This is a genomic window from Serratia sp. HNCC26DJ206 (assembly GCF_057180605.1).
In genome coordinates this window covers 97,761-116,046 of record NZ_JBXUGP010000012.1, presented here as the reverse complement: position 1 = coordinate 116,046, position 18,286 = coordinate 97,761, and the positions used below count along the sequence as shown (strand labels likewise).

The 18,286-nt window shown below is 52.9% G+C and carries 12 protein-coding genes; 6 read left to right on the top strand and 6 right to left on the bottom strand.

Translation table 11 applies throughout. The annotated features are described in order from the left end of the window. Positions 1-334 precede the first annotated feature (334 nt). From malT to AC2A1E_RS10205, 5 genes are all read left to right on the top strand, one after another. On the top strand, positions 335-3,049 hold the full coding sequence (gene malT, locus AC2A1E_RS10225; protein ID WP_484383645.1) for an HTH-type transcriptional regulator MalT: 2,715 nt from the start codon (positions 335-337) through the stop codon (positions 3,047-3,049). A 154-nt stretch (positions 3,050-3,203) separates the two neighbouring features. Continuing rightward, on the top strand, positions 3,204-4,181 hold the full coding sequence (locus AC2A1E_RS10220; RefSeq protein WP_484383644.1) for an autotransporter family protein: 978 nt from the start codon (positions 3,204-3,206) through the stop codon (positions 4,179-4,181). A 99-nt stretch (positions 4,182-4,280) separates the two neighbouring features. Further along, positions 4,281-4,607, top strand: a complete 327-nt coding sequence (gene glpE, locus AC2A1E_RS10215; RefSeq protein ID WP_484383643.1) for a thiosulfate sulfurtransferase GlpE — start codon at positions 4,281-4,283, stop codon at positions 4,605-4,607. 145 nt (positions 4,608-4,752) lie between these two features. Beyond that, positions 4,753-5,589: a rhomboid family intramembrane serine protease GlpG gene (gene glpG, locus AC2A1E_RS10210; protein ID WP_484383642.1), complete on the top strand. Its 837-nt coding sequence runs from the start codon at positions 4,753-4,755 to the stop codon at positions 5,587-5,589. A 74-nt stretch (positions 5,590-5,663) separates the two neighbouring features. Further along, complete coding sequence (locus AC2A1E_RS10205) at positions 5,664-6,422, top strand: DeoR/GlpR family transcriptional regulator (RefSeq protein ID WP_459400433.1); 759 nt, start codon at positions 5,664-5,666, stop codon at positions 6,420-6,422. Positions 6,423-6,499: 77 nt separating this feature from the next. Here AC2A1E_RS10205 and AC2A1E_RS10200 read toward each other — a convergent pair whose 3' ends face one another. The 4 genes from AC2A1E_RS10200 to AC2A1E_RS10185 all read right to left on the bottom strand — a co-directional run bounded on the left by AC2A1E_RS10200 (position 6,500) and on the right by AC2A1E_RS10185 (position 11,614). Further along, entirely contained in the window at positions 6,500-7,489 is a 990-nt protein-coding gene (locus AC2A1E_RS10200) for a fimbrial protein (RefSeq protein WP_484383641.1), read from the bottom strand. A gap of 145 nt (positions 7,490-7,634) precedes the next feature. Then, positions 7,635-10,208, bottom strand: coding sequence for a fimbria/pilus outer membrane usher protein (locus tag AC2A1E_RS10195; RefSeq protein WP_484383640.1), 2,574 nt, complete (start codon positions 10,206-10,208; stop codon positions 7,635-7,637). Between the two features lie 118 nt (positions 10,209-10,326). Then, positions 10,327-10,998 (bottom strand): fimbria/pilus periplasmic chaperone, encoded by a 672-nt coding sequence (locus AC2A1E_RS10190; RefSeq protein WP_484383639.1) that lies wholly within the window; start codon positions 10,996-10,998, stop codon positions 10,327-10,329. An 88-nt stretch (positions 10,999-11,086) separates the two neighbouring features. Then, the gene (locus AC2A1E_RS10185) at positions 11,087-11,614 is read right to left on the bottom strand and encodes a fimbrial protein (RefSeq protein ID WP_484383638.1); all 528 of its coding nucleotides are present in this window, start codon (positions 11,612-11,614) and stop codon (positions 11,087-11,089) included. Positions 11,615-12,630: 1,016 nt separating this feature from the next. Between AC2A1E_RS10185 and glpD the strand changes: the two genes are divergently transcribed. After that, positions 12,631-14,139, top strand: a complete 1,509-nt coding sequence (glpD, locus tag AC2A1E_RS10180; protein ID WP_484383637.1) for a glycerol-3-phosphate dehydrogenase — start codon at positions 12,631-12,633, stop codon at positions 14,137-14,139. A 233-nt stretch (positions 14,140-14,372) separates the two neighbouring features. Here glpD and glgP read toward each other — a convergent pair whose 3' ends face one another. Together glgP and glgA are read right to left on the bottom strand one after the other, a co-directional pair. Beyond that, positions 14,373-16,820, bottom strand: coding sequence for a glycogen phosphorylase (gene glgP / locus AC2A1E_RS10175; RefSeq protein ID WP_484383636.1), 2,448 nt, complete (start codon positions 16,818-16,820; stop codon positions 14,373-14,375). 24 nt (positions 16,821-16,844) lie between these two features. Then, positions 16,845-18,278, bottom strand: coding sequence for a glycogen synthase GlgA (gene glgA, locus AC2A1E_RS10170; protein ID WP_484383635.1), 1,434 nt, complete (start codon positions 18,276-18,278; stop codon positions 16,845-16,847). Positions 18,279-18,286: the final 8 nt, after the last annotated feature.

Genomic DNA, 18,286 nt, shown 5'->3' with positions numbered 1-18,286 from the left:
GTGCTGTGACGTTAACATAGTCACTTCGGCCGTTGAAGTTTTGTACTGACCTCGTCATCCGACAAAATTGCACTACAGTTACCGAGTGCCATTAAACGTCTCGATAAAAAACGTCTTGGTTGCGGGGCATAAAAAAGTGTGATCGATAGCAACTTAACTCCAAGCCAAAGCGGAAGCTTGTTGCAATACGTTTGGCGATGTTCGAAGTTATTGAGGGGGATTAATTACGAGCTACAAAATAATTAATACTGCCCCGGTCCCGAAGAAGATTCGCGACAAAAAACCTTCGGGCAGTCCTTCGGCGGCGGGAACCGCACTTTACACCTGGAATATTATGCTGATCCCATCAAAACTGAGCCGTCCGGTACGGCTGCAAAATACCGTGATACGCGATCGCCTGCTGGTCAAATTAGCCAGTGCGGCAAATTATCGCCTGACATTGGTCAATTGCCCGGCAGGATATGGAAAGACCACGCTGGTTGCCCAATGGGCGGCGGGCAAATCGGATCTGGGGTGGTACTCTCTGGATGAAAGCGACAACCAGCCAGAGCGCTTCGCCAGTTATCTGATCGCCGCAGTGCAGCAGGCCACCGGCGGGCACTGCGTGAAAAGCGAGGCGCTCAGCCAAAAACACCAGTACGCCAGCCTGTCTGCGCTATTCGCACAGCTGTTTATCGAGCTTTCCGATTGGCATCACCCCCTGTATCTGGTGATTGATGATTATCATCTGATTACCAACGACGTGATCCACGAAGCGATGCGCTTCTTCCTGCGCCATCAGCCAGAAAACCTGACGCTGATCCTGCTGTCGCGCACGCTGCCTGCTCTCGGCATCGCTAATCTGCGGGTGCGCGACCAACTGCTGGAATTGAGCACGCAGCAGTTGGCCTTTACCCACCAGGAAGCCAAGCAGTTCTTTGACTACCGCTTGAGTTCACCGCTTGAACACCATGACAGCAGCCGCCTGTGCGACGAAGTGGAAGGATGGGCCACCGCATTGCAGTTGATCGCGCTGTCTGCCCGCCAGTCCACCTCTTCCGCCCAGCAATCCGCCAAGCGTTTAGCCGGGCTGAATGCCAGCCACCTTTCCGATTATCTGGTGGATGAGGTGCTGGATCGCGTCGATGCCGATGCCCGCGCCTTCCTGCTGCGCTGCTCAGTATTGCGTTCAATGAACGACGCGCTGATCGTGCGCCTGACCGGCGAAGATAACGGCCAGCAGCGTCTTGAAGAGTTGGAACGCCAAGGGCTGTTTATCCACCGCATGGACGATACCGGTGAGTGGTTCTGTTTCCACCCGTTATTTGCCTCATTCCTGCGCCAGCGCTGCCAGTGGGAACTGGCGCTGGAGCTACCGGGCCTGCATCGTGCCGCCGCCGAAGGCTGGCTGGCACTCGGTTACCCAGCGGAAGCCATCCACCATGCGCTGGCGGCCAGCGACGTCAGCATGCTGCGCGATATCCTGCTGCAACATGCCTGGTTGTTGTTCCACCACAGTGAGTTAGCGCTGCTGGAGGAGTGCCTAAAGGCACTGCCGTATGAACGCTTGATCCAAAGCCCGAAACTGGCGTTGTTGCAGGCTTGGCTGGCACAAAGCCAGCACCGCTACAGCGAGGTCAACACCCAGTTGGAACGCGCCGAACAGGCCATGCACGAACAGAAAATTGCCATCGACCAGACCTTGCATGCCGAATTCGATGCATTGCGCGCGCAGGTGGCGATCAACGCTGGCAAGCCGGAAGAGGCCGAACGGTTGGCTACCGAAGCGCTAAAGTTCCTGCCGCTTTCCAGCTATTACAGCCGCATCGTGGCCACCTCGGTCACTGGCGAAGTTCACCACTGCAAAGGCGAGCTGGCGCGCGCGCTGCCGATGATGCAGCAGACCGAACAGATGGCACGCCGCCATCAGGCTTATCATTACGCGCTGTGGGCGCTGTTGCAGCAAAGCGAAATTCTGATCGCCCAAGGCTTCTTGCAGGCCGCTTACGAAACGCAGGAAAAAGCCTTTGAGCTGGTGCGCGAACAGCACCTGGAGCAGTTGCCAATGCATGAGTTCCTACTGCGTATCCGCTCGCAGGTGCTCTGGTCATGGTCACGGCTGGACGAGGCCGAGGACGCCGCGCGTGAAGGGCTGAAGGTGCTGGCCAACTACCAGCCACAGCAGCAGTTGCAATGCCTGGCGATGTTGGCGAAATGTTCACTGGCACGGGGCGATCTGGATAATGCCAATAGCCACCTGCTGCGTTGCGAAGTCTTGCTGCACGGCTCGCAATATCACCGCGATTGGCTGACCAACGCCGATAAACCCCGGGTGATCCATTGGCAGATGACCGGAGACACCGCCGCGGCCGCCAACTGGCTGCGCCATACCGAAAAACCGGGCATGGCGAACAACCACTTTATGCAGGGCCAGTGGCGCAATATTGCCCGCGTGCAGATTATGCTCGGCCAGTTCGAAGAAGCCGAAGTGGTGCTGGACGAATTGAATGAAAACGCCCGCCGCCTGCGGCTGGTCAGCGATCTCAATCGTAATCTGCTGCTCAGCAATCAGCTTTATTGGCAGATGGATCGCAAAGGCGACGCGCAACGGGTGCTGATCGAAGCGCTGGCGCTGGCAAACCGCACCGGGTTTATCAGCCACTTTGTGATTGAAGGGGAAACCATGGCGCAGCAACTGCGTCAGTTAATCCAACTTAATACGTTGCCTGAGCTGGAGCAGCACCGCGCGCAACGCATTTTGCGCGACATCAACCAGCATCATCGCCACAAGTTCGCCCATTTTGACGAGAGTTTCGTCGATAAACTGCTGACCCACCCACAGGTGCCGGAACTGATCCGTACCAGCCCGCTGACCCAGCGTGAGTGGCAGGTGCTGGGCCTGATTTATTCCGGTTACAGCAACGAACAGATCGCCGGTGAACTGGCGGTGGCGGCTACCACCATCAAAACCCATATTCGTAATCTGTATCAGAAACTGGGGGTTGCCCATCGACAGGAAGCGGTGCAGCAAGCACAGCAGTTGCTGAAAATGATGGGCTATGGAGCATAACGGGGAATTAACGGCATTCGGTGTTCAGCCGCTCGGTGAGCTGAACACTGCCGCTTGGAAATTGACGGGCGTATTCTTATTTTGCACAAGCCCAATGACATTAGCTCTTGCTCTCAGTAGTATTGCCTAATATTTTCCATAAGGAGTTGGAATAATGGCAATAACTAGGAAATTTCTAATTACAGCAGGCCTTTCTTTCGCTATTTCCCCAGCAATAGCCAGCGAAAACACGACCACAGATTATAGCTATCGCGCAGATGCGGGCACCTATTTAGGTAATCAGATCGCCGCGCGTTCATTATTTTCTCAAACCTTGCACCAGCGGAAAACATCGCCAGGTAGCGATCAGTTATGGCTACGCGCCTCCGGCTATAGCACCAAGAACCTGAGCGCAGCCGATGATAACCTGCCGATCGATATGAATCGCCAGGTGTTCATGCTCGGTGGCGATATTTTCGCGTTACAGCAGGAAAACGAAGAGTGGACCTTGGGTCTCATGACGGGATACGGCCGCGCTGATAGCGAGTCGCACTTCGCCAACACCACATCTGACGGCCGAGTTAACGGTTATTCCGTCGGGCTTTATAGCACTTGGTATCAAGACAGTAAAAACCATGAAGGCGCTTATATTGATTCGTGGCTACAGTATTCTTGGTTTAACAATAGTGCAGGGCAAGAGGATTATAACAGCAACAATTTTAGCCTCTCTTTGGAAACCGGTTATGCTTTCCAACCTCTCTCTGCGTGGGAATTGATTATCGAGCCACAGCTTCAGCTTATCTATAACGATTTCCGTACCGATAATTATCGTGATGCCACAGACACATTCATTCGGCAGAGTGATGCACCAGATTTCACTTCGCGGGCAGGCATTCGTTGGTATAGCAATCAAGACGACAATATTACCGCCTATCTGGCTACCAACTGGTGGCATAATAACGGCAGCAACGCGGTCTATTTTAATGAATCGCGAATAGAAGCAGGCTCCCTTAATAATCTCTTCGAAGTGAAGGTCGGCATAAAAACGCCAACTTCCAGCCAATTCCAGCTCTGGATGGAAGGGGGAACCACCATGGGCAGCAATAGTTATCAGGATTACGGTGCCTCATTGGGTCTGAGCTACCGCTGGTAATCTGCCCGCCGGAAAAGCCCACAGGGTTGTTCTGGTCATAAATGGGGTGGATTTGGTTACACTAATCAGATCCCCCCAATTACGAGGCAGTCTGAAGTCATGGAACAGTTTGAAGCGATCGGCGTTGAGCAGGCCCATACCCGTTGGAAAGAAGGCAGCGCGACGCTGGTCGATATCCGCGATCCGCAAAGCTTTGCCGCCGGACACACACCCGGGGCGTTTCATCTTACCAACGCCAGCCTGCCGCTTTTTATGCAGCAAAATGAGTTCGAACGCCCGGTGATGGTCATGTGCTACCACGGCAACAGCAGCCGCAGCGCCGCACAGTACCTGCTGCATCAGGGGTTTGACGCGGTTTACAGCATCGACGGTGGCTTTGAGGCTTGGGCACGCCAGTTCCCGCAGGATGTCGAAACCTCCGCTTGATTCTTTACAGGCCGTTCATTTAGGCGGCCTGCTCAATTCTCCGCTGTTTTTATCACTGCGTTCAGTATTTCAACGGTATAATCTGCCATCAATGCCGCAGAGGGGTAAACTCGCGGATAACATCATCTAATTAGACGGAAAACCCATGGTTCGAGTGATCGCCGTATCCAACCCTCGTCTGGCACAAGCCTTTGTCGATTACATGGCAACGCAGCACATCCCACTTGAGATCCGCAATACCGGCGAGGCGGCAGAAATCTGGCTGGCGGACGAGGGCCACTTGGAACAGGTGCAACATGAGTTGCAGCAGTTTCTGCTCGATCCCCTGAATAACCGCTATCAGGCCGCCAGTTGGCAGGCGGGCAATACCGACGCCGGTTTGCATTACCAGCAATTCTCTTACCTGCAAATTATCCGCAGCAAAGCCGGGCCGCTGACGCTCACGGTCATGTCACTGTGTATTCTGGTGTATATCCTGATGCAGGTGCTGGGGGATGATACCGTGATGTACTGGCTCTCCTGGCCGCAGAACAGCTCGCAATACGGCCAACTGTGGCGCTGGTTCAGCCATGCGTTTCTGCACTTCTCGCTGCTGCACATTACCTTCAACCTGCTCTGGTGGTGGTACCTTGGTGGCCCGGTAGAAAAACGCCTCGGCGCGGGAAAACTGTTCGTGATCGCCGTGGTTTCGGCCTTTTTCAGCGGCTGGGCGCAATCTTTGTTCAGCGGTGCGCTGTTTGGCGGGCTGTCTGGCGTCGTTTACGCGCTGATGGGCTACGTCTGGCTGAGCGGTGAACGCAATCCCGAATGCGGCCTCAATCTACCACGCGGTTTGATGGTGTTTTCCGTGCTCTGGCTGGTCGCTGGCTATTTCGATATTTTAGGAATGTCGATCGCCAACGCGGCACACGTAGCCGGTTTAGTGTTAGGGTTATTAATGGCATTTTGGGACACGCGTCATCGCACGCACAACGAAAAATAATTTACTCTGCGGATTTCGGGTGGCTGCCGACCAGGTGGCGACTTGAAAGACACCGGGCGTTTTAGGGGATTATCGTGAAGCAGACACAGCGTCATGACGCCATTATCGAATTGGTGCGTCAGCAGGGTTACGTCAGTACAGAAGAGTTGGTCGAGCATTTTGCCGTCAGCCCGCAAACCATTCGCCGTGATTTGAATGACCTGGCCGATCAGAACAAGATACAACGCCATCACGGCGGCGCGGCGCTGCCGTCCAGCTCGGTCAATGCCGCCTACCACGATCGCAAGGTGATGTGGTCCGAAGAGAAAGCCCGCATCGCCCAACGTGTCGCCAGCCAGATCCCCGATGGCGCCACGCTGTTTATCGATATCGGCACCACCCCGGAAGCGGTGGCCCATGCGCTGATGAATCATAAAAACCTGCGTGTCGTGACCAACAACCTGAACGTCGCCACCCTGCTCACCGCCAAAGAGGATTTCCGCCTGATCCTGGCCGGTGGCGAAGTGCGTACCCGCGACGGCGGTATTATGGGTGAAGCCACGCTGGACTTTATTTCCCAATTCCGCCTGGATTACGGTATTCTCGGCATCAGTGGGATCGATATGGACGGTTCGCTGCTCGAGTTCGATTATCACGAGGTGCGCACCAAACGCGCGATTATCGAAAACTCCCGCTGCGTGATGCTGGTGACTGACCATTCCAAGTTCGGCCGTAATGCGATGGTTAACCTGGGCAATATGAACCTGATTGATTACCTGTTTACCGACCAGGCTCCGCCGCCGAGCGTAATGAAGATCATCGAGCAGTATGACGTACAACTCGAGTTGTGCTGATTTTTGCCCTCCCCCACAACGATAATCGCTTGGGAGCATTCAATGCTCCCAAGTGATTCATAGTACGGCCACCAAGATCAGTTATACGTCATGGTAAAGGTGGCGCTGGAGTTGACAGTGCCGCTGGTTATCTCGGTGGCTGTTTGGTAATAACGCACCGCCAGTGGGATTTCATAACCGCTGCCCTCTGCCGTTGTTGAGCCCAGCACTTTGAAAGCGGTACCTAATTGAACCGGTGCATTGTTGTACATCAACTGCAAGGCCAACCCGCTAGCGCTTGAGGAATTCTCCGCCGTTAACAACCCCAATGCGCTATTGCTACTGCCAGCATTACCCGGTGAGAGTGATATGCTGACGTTCAAACCTGCATCGCAGTGACTCAGTGAAATAGCAAAGTCCTTGCTTTTCGAGTGAGAACCGCCCCCTGTAAAATCCGTTTTTAATACACGATCTAATCTTACATTGAGTGCTTTGCTCGCGACTGAACAGGTTGTTACCTTCACCGGTGGAATCGTTATGGTGTAATTGAACAGTGGGCCCTGGGAGACTTTTGTAGTGGAAGTTCTATATTGATACCCCAAGGTTATGGTGTCCGTGGCACTGGTAGACGAGATCGGGCCAGTTTTAATTAATCTGAAAGTATCAGTAAAAGTTGTCACACCTTCAAGAGCGACTCCTCGTTGAGTATTGGTATTATTGAGATAATCGCTACTGAAGGTCTGGCTTGTTCCTGTATTACTATTCAGGTTTACCCATTGTATTCCTATCCCTGCAATGGGGGAATTTCTGGTACCAAAAGTGGATGCTCCCAAGTCAATGTTGGTAGGAGATAAATAGATACTCCAGGCACTGTCACTGACGTTAACTGTCCCTTCCTTATTACAGTTTATTTTTGTGGCTATCACCACAGTTCCTATCACAGACCCCAGAGAGGCATCTGCTGGAGCCGCCAAGTTTGAGAAGGTCACATTGGACGAAGGTGCCGTACACTTAGCAGAGGCCGATGCTGATATTAATAGCAACAAGCAGATTATTATTACATGGTAAAGATTGCAGTGTAATTTCATATTTAATTAATCTCATTAACACATATATCAGCAATGGGACGTAACATCAGCCCATTGCTGTTGTCTTGATATCTAGAACAGGTTCAGTGAGTATTCGGCTATGCGTGATGACTTATCTTGGAAAAGCGATTTTTATTCTGATTTATTATCGGCATTGTCCGTCTATCGTCTGAATACCCGCCAGTTCTGGCACCTGCTTCGCCAGTGAATAATTCACCTGGCACTGCTGAGCGGCCCCGCTGCCCCATTTCACGTTCAGTAAACCGCTGTCCGCCAATCCGGTTAGATAAACCTGCCCATTGTCACCCACGATAAAACCCTGTGCCGCTTTCTGCGCCGGATTGCTGACCGTCGCGCCAAACGGCACCGGAGCACCGCCTGCTCTGAACAGGTTCATCAACACACGCTGGCCCACGTTGGTCTCAAACTCGGCGCGCACCACGGCACCGCGCGTTGGCACCACATTCTGGCTGCTCATCGTCAGATCAACATTGTTCGGCAACGTTTCGGTATTCAACTGCACCTGATTCTTACGGTACGGGCTGCTGTATGGCACGATGGCATAGCCCCGCCAGTCGGTCTTCACTCCGGTCTGGCCACTCACACCGATCCCCGCTGCACCCGGTGCTTTCACCAGCGCTACGGTTTCTCCCAACGTCTGGCCGAAGGTCACACCGTTTTCATGCACCAGCACGCCGCCCTGTACACCGTAGTTCAGCCGCTGGTTGTTGCGGTCATAACCATAGCCCGCATTCACCTGCCCATAAGTGCCGAGGTAATCGGCGTTCAGGTTGCCGCTGTTACCTACACCCTGGGTACCGTAACCCTGCTGCACGCTCCAGTTCAGATTGTTGTCCGCCAGCACCGAACCGCCCAAGCCAACAGAGTGAGTGCTTCCCCCTTGCTTGCTGCTGTTTATCGTATAGTTTGCATAGGTATTTCTCATCCAACGGTCCAGCGGCACGCTAACGTTAAGCGAGAACATCTGGTCCCTGTCGTATACGCGCCCACCATCATGGCTGCCACTCGCGGTCGAGTTCTCGCTGTAGCTGTAGTTCAAGCCGTAGCTGATGCCGTTCCAACTGTTGTTATACCCGGCTCCAATTGAACGCATAGTGCGATTGCTGTTCCAGTAGTCTTCGCTGATCCAACTCAGTGACAAAGCACCTGCCCCTTCCCACAAATTCTGGTTCATGGTCAGTTCAGAGCGGTTGCGTCGGCGTTCGTCCCGTGGTTGGCTGCCTTGCTCCCGGTGGGTATCCAGTACTTCCTGCAGGCTGTAGTAGCCATCGGTAGAGTAGCGGTAACCCGCAATGGCAAAGTTAGTGCCAGTCTGCACAACGTTTTTGCTGTAACGGATCCGCCACGACTGGCCATCTTCTTGTGGTTGATCTTGCAGAGTGGACCACGCCTGGGTCACGTCGGTCGACAGCGCACCAAAGTCACCCAGGTTGGTCCCCATCCCCAACGCCACGGACTGATACTGCCCGCTGGCAAACTGCCCGCCGCCATAGGCGGTCAGTCCATAGGGCAGGCCATAAATTGCCGTAGCCTGGCCGAAGGTGGTTTTCTCTACGCTGCTGTCGTAAGAACGATATTGCCCACCGGTTATGGCGTATTTCAGGCGTCCTTCACGTTGCAACAACGGGAGTGACGCATAAGGAACAGTCAGATGCTGCTCGCTGCCGTCAGACTCGCGGATGGTCACAAACAGATTCCCGCTGCCGCCAGTCGGGAACATGTCGGTAATTTCAAATGCTCCCGGAGCCACGAAACTCTGGTGGATCACATAGCCATTCTGGCGGATGGTCACTTGGGCATGGGTGCGTGCAATACCACGCACCACTGGCGCATAGCCTTTCAGGCTGTCCGGTATCATGTCATCGTCCGATGCCAGTTGTGCTCCACGGAACGGTACGCTGTCGAACACGTCGCTTGGTGAGGTGCTGTCACCCAACACCAGTTGGCTTTTAAGAAAAGCGATGTCACGCGCTGCGTAGGTGTACACCGTACTCCATTCACTTTGCCCTTGATCATCGCGGTTCAGCGTTGTGTAGTTGCGCAACCGCCATGGGCCAGCGTTGATACCGGGGCGCAGGTTGGCAAACTGGCTGCTGCTGTCACCGCGGTTGCCGTCACGTGCCAAGGTGTTAGCTCCACTCAGGCTGTAGTTCAGCAACAAGGATGGGATCCCCTTATCCCACTGGCTCTCCGGTACAGTGCCCTGCGCCTGCTGTGACATGGCCGCCTGCGGAATACTCAGCAGCAGTTGCTGGGCATCAAAACGGAATTCGGCATTGGCTTGTGGAATAGCGCTCAGGTTGGCACACTGTGCCTCAGCATTGCCCATCTCCGGGAACAGGTCAGTTTTAACACCCATTTCATTCAACTGAGCAACCGTTAGACAAGGCTGCAGGCTGTCTTCACCCTGCGCATTTTTCCCCATCTGAAACTCAACGCTGCGTGTATCCTGCTGCTCATTGTTGATGTAGATATCCACCCGGTAAGTACCGGGAGCCTGTAAGGCCCCCTCTTCAAACACGGTCAGGTCAGTGCTGTCGTGATGCGGGTTACCGACCTCCAATAAAGCTGGGTTGAAAGACTCACGGGCTTGCGCCCCGAAGGAGACGCCCCCCAGCAGCATCAGCTGTGTAGCAATGAAATAAGCGAGCGGGCTGACGCGCAGCGAAGACTTACTTTTTACCCAATTCCTAGACATGTTACTGACCTTTACGACGACTCACTTGTTTTACCCGATGGCCGACAGGGGAATATCCTTTCCCCTAGTGCCCTTTATTTATTGGATGTATGTGGCTTTCTGGCTCCATCCGCATCGTTTACAGCGTTGCCGTATGTTCTTTACCAGCGCCGCCATAGTCATTGATGATTTTCCAACTTACACGGCCTGCGCTGACGCCTGACGGCAAGGCAAAGCGGGCGGTGCTGCCTGGAGCAACATAGGTCGCCTCTTTCACGTCCTTTCCAGCCACTTGCACCCCTTGGAAGTTCATATAGAAGGGTGTGGGGTTAGTCACTTGCAGGTCATTGCCAATGCGCTGCCAAATAATTTTGTCAGCCCCATCTTCTGGGCTGCCTTTCACCCCTTGCGGGCGATAAATCAGCTTGATGCGTGTCTTAACGGCAATTTGCAGCGTATTTCTATCGATATTCTGTTCGGCAGATGGGATAGATTTAATGTTTATCCAGAATAAGGATTCTTTATCTACAGGCAGATTGCCACCTGCTCGCACCACACGCAGTACGTTCTCCCTTCCGCCATCCAAACGAAACAGCGGTGGTGTCACTATAAAGGGGGCTTTCTCAGCACCACCGGCCGTCTCAATCCAGGTTTGGATTAAATAAGACGTTTTATCCGGGTTTTTGACGCTCAGTGAAGACTCCTTCTTATCGCCGTCATAAATCAGCCGGGTTCCACCCACAATGACACCCGCCTGTGCCACATTTATGGTGAATAACAGGGCTAAAATTAATACAGGTGAGAATTTCATATATCTTGATTCCACAAGTGAAGATTTAATAATAACGGAGGGGCATGGCCTCCCCCGTTATTTCACAGCTTTTTCTACTAGCTGATTTTTAGTTGTAGTTAATGGTGAAGCTGGCTACGGCATTCGCCTGGCCCGCGCCAACATCAGCTGCGGTTGCAATATAACGCGCAACGAAGTCCAGGCTATTCACACCGGTTGATACCAGCGGGTAGAGGGCTGAAGTGGTGTTCAACTGCACAATTGAATCAGAAGCATCAGTGATTTGAATGCCCACGCCTGTTGCTACGCCAGCGCCCTGGGTCAGTGCCAAGACACTGCTGTCACCACCCGCGGTTGTACCTTCAAACTTCACTGCCGCACCGGTTAATGTGACAGGGCAGTTTTTCAGCTGCAGTGTAAACTTGGTGGCTGAAGCCGTATCACCCGCACCTGAGAAAGCCGTTTTAGCCACTTTCCCCAGGTTAACATTCAGTGGGGCGCTGACGTTGTTCACCACCTCACAGGCAGAATCGATGATTTCACCGGTGAAGTTGATCTGGCCATCTGCAGCAAATGCAGAAACGGAGCTCATAGCAGCAACAGCAGCCAGGGTGGCAACGATAATATTCTTTTTCATTTAACACTTTCCTTTAAAATACGGAATCCGTATTTATGACTTGATTTGATGCATTAACATCGTTTCATATCCCAGCCATAGTTCAACTTACCGAGGCGTTGGCTTTCGTGCAAATCGAATTATTTAGGGGAGATAATACTATTGGTTTGGTTAATAAACCGCTCGGCCAATAGCTCCCGATTAACATGCTTGCGAGGATTATTCACAAGCAAGGTATTACTTTGCGCGAGTTGTTTTATTCCATGCTTTTTAATACAAAGAATAATCTATCTTTATCATTGCTATACATTAATGAATAAAATAGCAGCTATCGATTCTCGATAGACGCTTAACACGATGCGCATTTTTTCTGCATGCTGGGTTTTATTAATACGGCAATTAAATACCACTATGAGCAGAAGGAGGCAGAACACTCTTTTTCAGAAAATCTCATTATGTCATTTTAAAAAGCGTAGTTAATGGATTACTAAAGTCACACATTACATGTTTAACGTTGGGTGTATTACTTTGAGATGGGAGGACTATAAAGATCTTTTTTATGGCCGAGGAGATGTTATTTTGTTTCATGTAATGTTTTATTTTTATAGCATAAAGATAAATATTAGAAAAATCAAATAATTGACTCTTCTAGATCGAGGAAGGAGTTATACGAAAATCTAATATAAAGCAGTAATTTTATGGAATAAGCATATCTAAAACAGGGTCAATAACGTTGTTTTGACAGATTAAAAACACCTACTCACTTTCCGGGTATAATCAGAGGTGCATACCAAAAACCTAATCTAGAGCAAGAAATGTGATGCCTAGACGAGCACCAGCCAGTCAAGGCACGAGATCCTCTCTCCATTGGCCTAAATCATCATTAGGTTCGTTGCCAATTATCACCGAATCGTTACCTCTATCACGCAAAAATGTTTTTGTTTGGTTAACTCTTGGCTTGTTTGTTGGTTTTTGATTACAATCATGAGCGAAAACGAACATTAAAGAGCTATTCCGAACATCTGGAGGAAGTTAACGTGGAAACCAAAGACTTGATCGTGATCGGTGGCGGCATCAACGGTGCCGGCATCGCAGCAGATGCAGCCGGGCGCGGGCTGTCCGTTCTGCTACTGGAAGCGCAAGACTTGGCCTGTGCTACGTCTTCCGCCAGCTCAAAGCTGATCCACGGTGGCCTGCGCTACCTGGAGCACTACGAATTCCGCCTGGTGAGCGAAGCGCTGGCCGAGCGTGAGGTCCTGCTCAAACTGGCACCGCACATCGCCTTTCCAATGCGCTTCCGCCTGCCGCACCAACCGCATTTACGCCCAGCCTGGATGATCCGCACCGGTCTGTTCCTGTACGATCACTTGGGTAAACGCACCAGCCTGCCAGGCAGTAAAGGTTTGCGTTTTGGACCAGAATCGGTACTGAAGCCGGAATTAACGCGCGGTTTCGAATATTCAGACTGCTGGGTAGACGATGCACGCCTGGTGGTATTGAACGCGCAGGAAGTGGTTGAACGTGGCGGCGAGGTGCGTACCCGCACTAAAGTCACCCGCGCCTGGCGTGAAAATGGCCTGTGGATGGTGGAAGCCACCGATATCGACAGCGGCAAAACCTTGACCTGGCGCGCCAAAGGGTTGGTCAATGCCACTGGCCCGTGGGTGAAGCATTTCTTCGACGACGGCCTGAAACTCAAATCCCCTTACGGTATCCGTCTGATCAAAGGCAGCCACATTGTGGTACCGAAGGCGCATAACCAGCCGCAGTCTTACATTCTGCAAAACGAAGACCACCGTATTGTGTTCGTGATCCCATGGCTGGATGACTTCTCCATCATCGGCACCACCGACGTGGAATACCACGGCGACCCGAAAGACGTGAAAATCGATGACAACGAAATCGACTATCTGTTGAAGGTGTATAACGATCACTTCAAGAAGCAGTTGGGCCGTGACGATATCGTCTGGACCTACTCCGGCGTGCGTCCGCTGTGTGATGATGAATCGGACTCGCCGCAGGCGGTCACCCGTGACTACACGCTGGATGTGCATGACGATCAGGGTAAAGCTCCCCTGCTTTCCGTGTTCGGCGGTAAACTCACTACCTACCGCAAGCTGGCCGAGCATGCGATGGAAAAACTGGCGCACTACTACCCTGGCGCTGGCCCGGCGTGGACCAAGAACGGCGCGCTGCCCGGTGGCGACATCGGTGGCGATCGTGATAGCTATGCCGCCAAACTGCGCCGCCAATACGGTTGGCTGCCAGAGTCGCTGGCTCGCCGCTACGCCCGCACTTATGGCAGCCACAGCGAACTGATCCTGGCGAATGCCACTAGCCTGAGCGAGTTGGGTGAAGACTTTGGTCATGGTCTGTATGAGGCGGAACTCAACTATCTTGTAGAAAAAGAGTGGGTGGTAGAGCTGGATGATGCCATCTGGCGCCGCACCAAATTGGGTATGTGGCTTGATGAAGCCCAGCAGGCGCGGGTGAAAGCCTGGTTGGCTGAACACGCGAAGCTGAAAGCGCTGCCGCTGGCCTCTTAATCTCAAGGCAAAAAAGAGGCCCAGCACGCTGAGCCTCCGAACATCTTTCCCTAAAGGGCCATTATTCGGCCCTTTCAGACTGCTGACAAAGCCAGATATTAGGGAGAGCGTGCCGAAGAGGTCGTAGCGGCGTAAGCCGCCGGAGCGCCCCTCGGTGCGCTAGGCCCGAGTATCTCGGGCTTAAAAACTACTTTGTCATCAACCTCAAAGGGCCGTTATTCGGCCCTTTTCTATTACAATTTTATCGGCTTAATGTTCCAGATCTCGTCCGCGTACTCCTGAATAGTACGGTCAGAAGAGAAATAGCCCATATTGGCGATATTCAGTATGGCGCGCCGCGTCCAATCGTCCTGATTCAGATACACCTCATCCACTTTGTCCTGCGTATCCACATAGCTGCGGTAATCCGCCAGCAGTTGATAGTGATCGCCCAGATTGACCAGCGAATCAAACAGGTTGCTGTAGCGCTGCGGCTCTTCCGGGCTGAACGCACCGGTAGCAATCTGCGTCAGTGCCTGATGCAACTCGGCATCCTGCTCATAATATTGACGCGGGTTATAGCCAGCACGGCGTAGATCTTCTACCTGATCGGCAGTATTGCCGAAGATAAAGATATTCTCTTCCCCGACATGCTCCAGCATTTCGACGTTAGCACCGTCCAACGTGCCGATGGTCAACGCGCCGTTAAGAGCAAACTTCATGTTACTGGTGCCTGATGCTTCCGTACCCGCCAGCGAGATCTGCTCGGAAAGATCCGCCGCCGGAATGATCATCTGCGCTAAGCTCACGCCGTAGTTCGGAATGAATACCACTTTCAGATCGTCGTGCACACGCGGATCGTTGTTGATCACCTTCGCCACGTCGTTGATCAAACGAATGATCTGCTTGGCCGCGTAATAAGCCGAAGCCGCTTTACCGGCAAAGATCACCACGCGTGGCACGCTCTTGGTTTCCGGATCCTGCAACAAACGGTTATAGCGGGTGATCACATGCAGCACGTTAAGCAGTTGGCGCTTATATTCATGGATACGCTTGATCTGCACGTCAAACAGCGCATCCGGGTTCACCACCACGTTGAGTTTCTTAGCAATGTAGCTCGCCAAACGCTCTTTGTTCTGGCGCTTGGCCGCCTGTACCGCCTGTAGGAAACTCGGGTAATCCACGTTGGGTTTGATTTCACTGAGTTGGCTGAGATCGGTACGCCAGTGATGACCAATGCTGTCGTCCAGCACTTTCGACAGTGGTCGGTTAGCCAGGCCCAGCCAGCGACGCGGCGTTACCCCGTTGGTTTTATTACAGAAACGATCCGGGAATACGCGGGCGAAATCGGCAAACAGAGATTGCACCATCAGCTCAGAGTGCAATGCAGAAACGCCGTTCACTTTATGGCTGGCCACTACCGCCAACCATGCCATACGTACCCTGCGGCCATTGGTTTCATCAATAATGGAAACACGCGACAACAGCTTGTTATCGCCAGGGATCACTTCCTGCACATGCTTGAGGAAATGGTCGTTGATTTCGAAAATAAGCTGTAAGTGACGCGGCAGGATCTTGCCCAACATATCGACCGGCCAGGTCTCCAGTGCTTCGCTCATCAGCGTATGGTTGGTATAAGAGAACACCTTCTCCACCACCGTCCAGGCATCCAACCAACTGAATTTATGCTCATCAATCAGCAAATGCATCAGTTCAGGAATGGACAATACCGGGTGAGTATCATTGAGGTGAATAGCGATCTTATCGGCCAGATTGTCGAAGGTTTTGTGCATCGTCCAGTGGCGGCTGAGAATATCCTGCACCGTGGCCGACACCAGGAAATACTCCTGCCGCAGACGTAATTCACGGCCAGAATAGGTAGAGTCATCAGGATAGAGCACGCGCGATACGTTTTCGGAGTGGTTTTTATCTTCCACTGCGGCGAAGTAGTCGCCCTGGTTGAATTTACCCAGGTTGATTTCGTTACTGGCCTGAGCACTCCACAAGCGCAGCGTGTTGGTGGCATCGGTATCAAAACCGGGGATCACCTGATCGTAAGCGATCGCCACGATCTCTTCGGTTTCCAGCCAGCGTGCTTTCGCCCCTTCCTGCTGAATACGCCCGCCAAAACGCACTTTATAACGGGTGTTATGACGCGGGAACTCCCACGGGTTGCCATATTCCAGCCAGTAATCTGGCGATTCCATCTGCTGGCCATTAATGATGTTCTGCTTGAACATGCCGTATTCATAGCGAATACCGTAGCCCCGCCCTGGCAGCGCCAGCGTGGCAAGCGAATCAAGGAAACAGGCCGCCAAACGCCCCAGGCCGCCATTGCCCAAGCCAGGATCGTTTTCTTCTTCGAGCAATTCGCTCAGGCTCAGGCCCATTTCATCCAATGCATCTTCAATATCCTGGTAAATCCCCATAGATAATAAAGAGTTTGATAATGTACGGCCGAGCAGGAATTCCATCGACAGGTAATAGACCTGCCGCACGTCCTGCGAAAGCTGGGCGCGGTTCGAGCGCAGCCAGCGTTCCACCATCCTGTCGCGCACTGCAAACAGCACGGCGTTCAGCCAGTCATGCTGGGTGGCGATAGCCGGATCTTTACCGACAATAAACATCAGTTTATAGGCGATAGAATGTTTCAGCGCTTCCACACTGACCGTGGGTGAGGTGTAACTAAATGGTGAAGTCATAACGATTTGTTCCCAAGTGCGTAATTACAACAAGCGTTGATAAAGCGACAGATAATCCTTTGCCGCGACCTGCCAGCCAAAATCCAGGCCCATGGCATGGCGTTGTACGTGGCGCCAGTGTTTCGGCCTGCTCCACAGTACCAAGGCGCGTCGGATCGCGTTACTCAAGGCAACGGCGTCACAATCATCAAACACAAATCCGCTGGCAGTGCCGTCGGCCAGATTCTCCAGCGCGCAGTCCACTACCGTATCCGCAAGCCCGCCAGTGCGACGCACCAGCGGCAACGTTCCATATTTCAAACCATAAAGCTGAGTCAAGCCACAAGGCTCGAAACGGCTCGGCACCAGAATCACATCCGCCCCGCCGATAATCCGGTGAGAGAACGCCTCATGATAGCCAATCTGCACACCCACCTGCTCTGGGTAATCCGCCGCAGCCGCCAGAAAAGCCTGCTGCAACACCGCATCACCGGCTCCCAGCAACGCCAGTTGCCCCCCTTGATCAAGCAGCGCCGGCAAGGCATCCAGCACCAGATCCAACCCCTTTTGGCTGGTCAGGCGGCTGACCACGGCAAACAGTGGCAAAGACTCATCCACCTGTAAACCCATGGCCTTTTGCAGGTGAATCTTGTTCTTCGCTTTGTCTTTCAAGCGATCGGCGTCATAACGGGCGGTCAGACGTGCATCGTGGGACGGATCCCAGATCTTGTCATCCACACCGTTAAGAATGCCACTCAACCGGCCTTGCCGCTGACGATCCTGCAACAACCCTTCCATGCCATAACCAAACTCCGCGCGGGTAATTTCACGCGCATAGGTCGGGCTGACGGTAGTGATATGATCGGCATAAAACAGCCCGGCTTTAAGGAATGAGATCTGACCGTAGAACTCCAAACCGTAAAGATTAAGGAACGACGGTGGCAACCACAGCTCCGGCATATGATGGGCAGAGAACAACCCCTGATAAGCCAGGTTATGCACGGTGAAGATAGAGCGTGCAGGATAACCATTGGCCGCCAGATAAGCGCAGGCCAGCCCGGCATGCCAATCATGCGCATGCACCACCTTTGGCCGCCAGTAATGATCCAGCCCTTTCGCCAACTCACAGGCCATCCACCCCAGCAACGCAAAGCGGCGATGGTTATCTGGATAAGCGTTCATTGACTGATCGTGATATGGGCTGCCCGGCCGGTCATACAGCCAAGGCGCATCAATCAGGTAAACCCCGACGCCATGATAGGTGCCATACCGCAAGCCCACCCGCCCGGCGAAAGAGTCGATCTCCGCCACCAGTACGGTGTCCGGAATACCGTTACGGATATCAGGAAAAGCCGGTAACAACACCCGAACGTCCGCACCTGCAGCAATTTGTGCCGCCGGTAATGCGCCAACAACGTCTGCAAGACCACCCGTTTTAAGCAGAGGGAACATTTCAGAACATACGTGTAAAACCTGCATTCTCACTC

Coding starts and splice junctions, on each gene's coding strand:
- malT (WP_484383645.1), top strand. CDS start 335: ATGCTGATCCCATCAAAACTGAGCCGTCCGGTACGGCTGCAAAATACC.
- AC2A1E_RS10220 (WP_484383644.1), top strand. CDS start 3,204: ATGGCAATAACTAGGAAATTTCTAATTACAGCAGGCCTTTCTTTCGCT.
- glpE (WP_484383643.1), top strand. CDS start 4,281: ATGGAACAGTTTGAAGCGATCGGCGTTGAGCAGGCCCATACCCGTTGG.
- glpG (WP_484383642.1), top strand. CDS start 4,753: ATGGTTCGAGTGATCGCCGTATCCAACCCTCGTCTGGCACAAGCCTTT.
- AC2A1E_RS10200 (WP_484383641.1), bottom strand. CDS start 7,489: ATGAAATTACACTGCAATCTTTACCATGTAATAATAATCTGCTTGTTG.
- AC2A1E_RS10195 (WP_484383640.1), bottom strand. CDS start 10,208: ATGTCTAGGAATTGGGTAAAAAGTAAGTCTTCGCTGCGCGTCAGCCCG.
- AC2A1E_RS10190 (WP_484383639.1), bottom strand. CDS start 10,998: ATGAAATTCTCACCTGTATTAATTTTAGCCCTGTTATTCACCATAAAT.
- AC2A1E_RS10185 (WP_484383638.1), bottom strand. CDS start 11,614: ATGAAAAAGAATATTATCGTTGCCACCCTGGCTGCTGTTGCTGCTATG.
- glgP (WP_484383636.1), bottom strand. CDS start 16,820: ATGACTTCACCATTTAGTTACACCTCACCCACGGTCAGTGTGGAAGCG.
- glgA (WP_484383635.1), bottom strand. CDS start 18,278: ATGCAGGTTTTACACGTATGTTCTGAAATGTTCCCTCTGCTTAAAACG.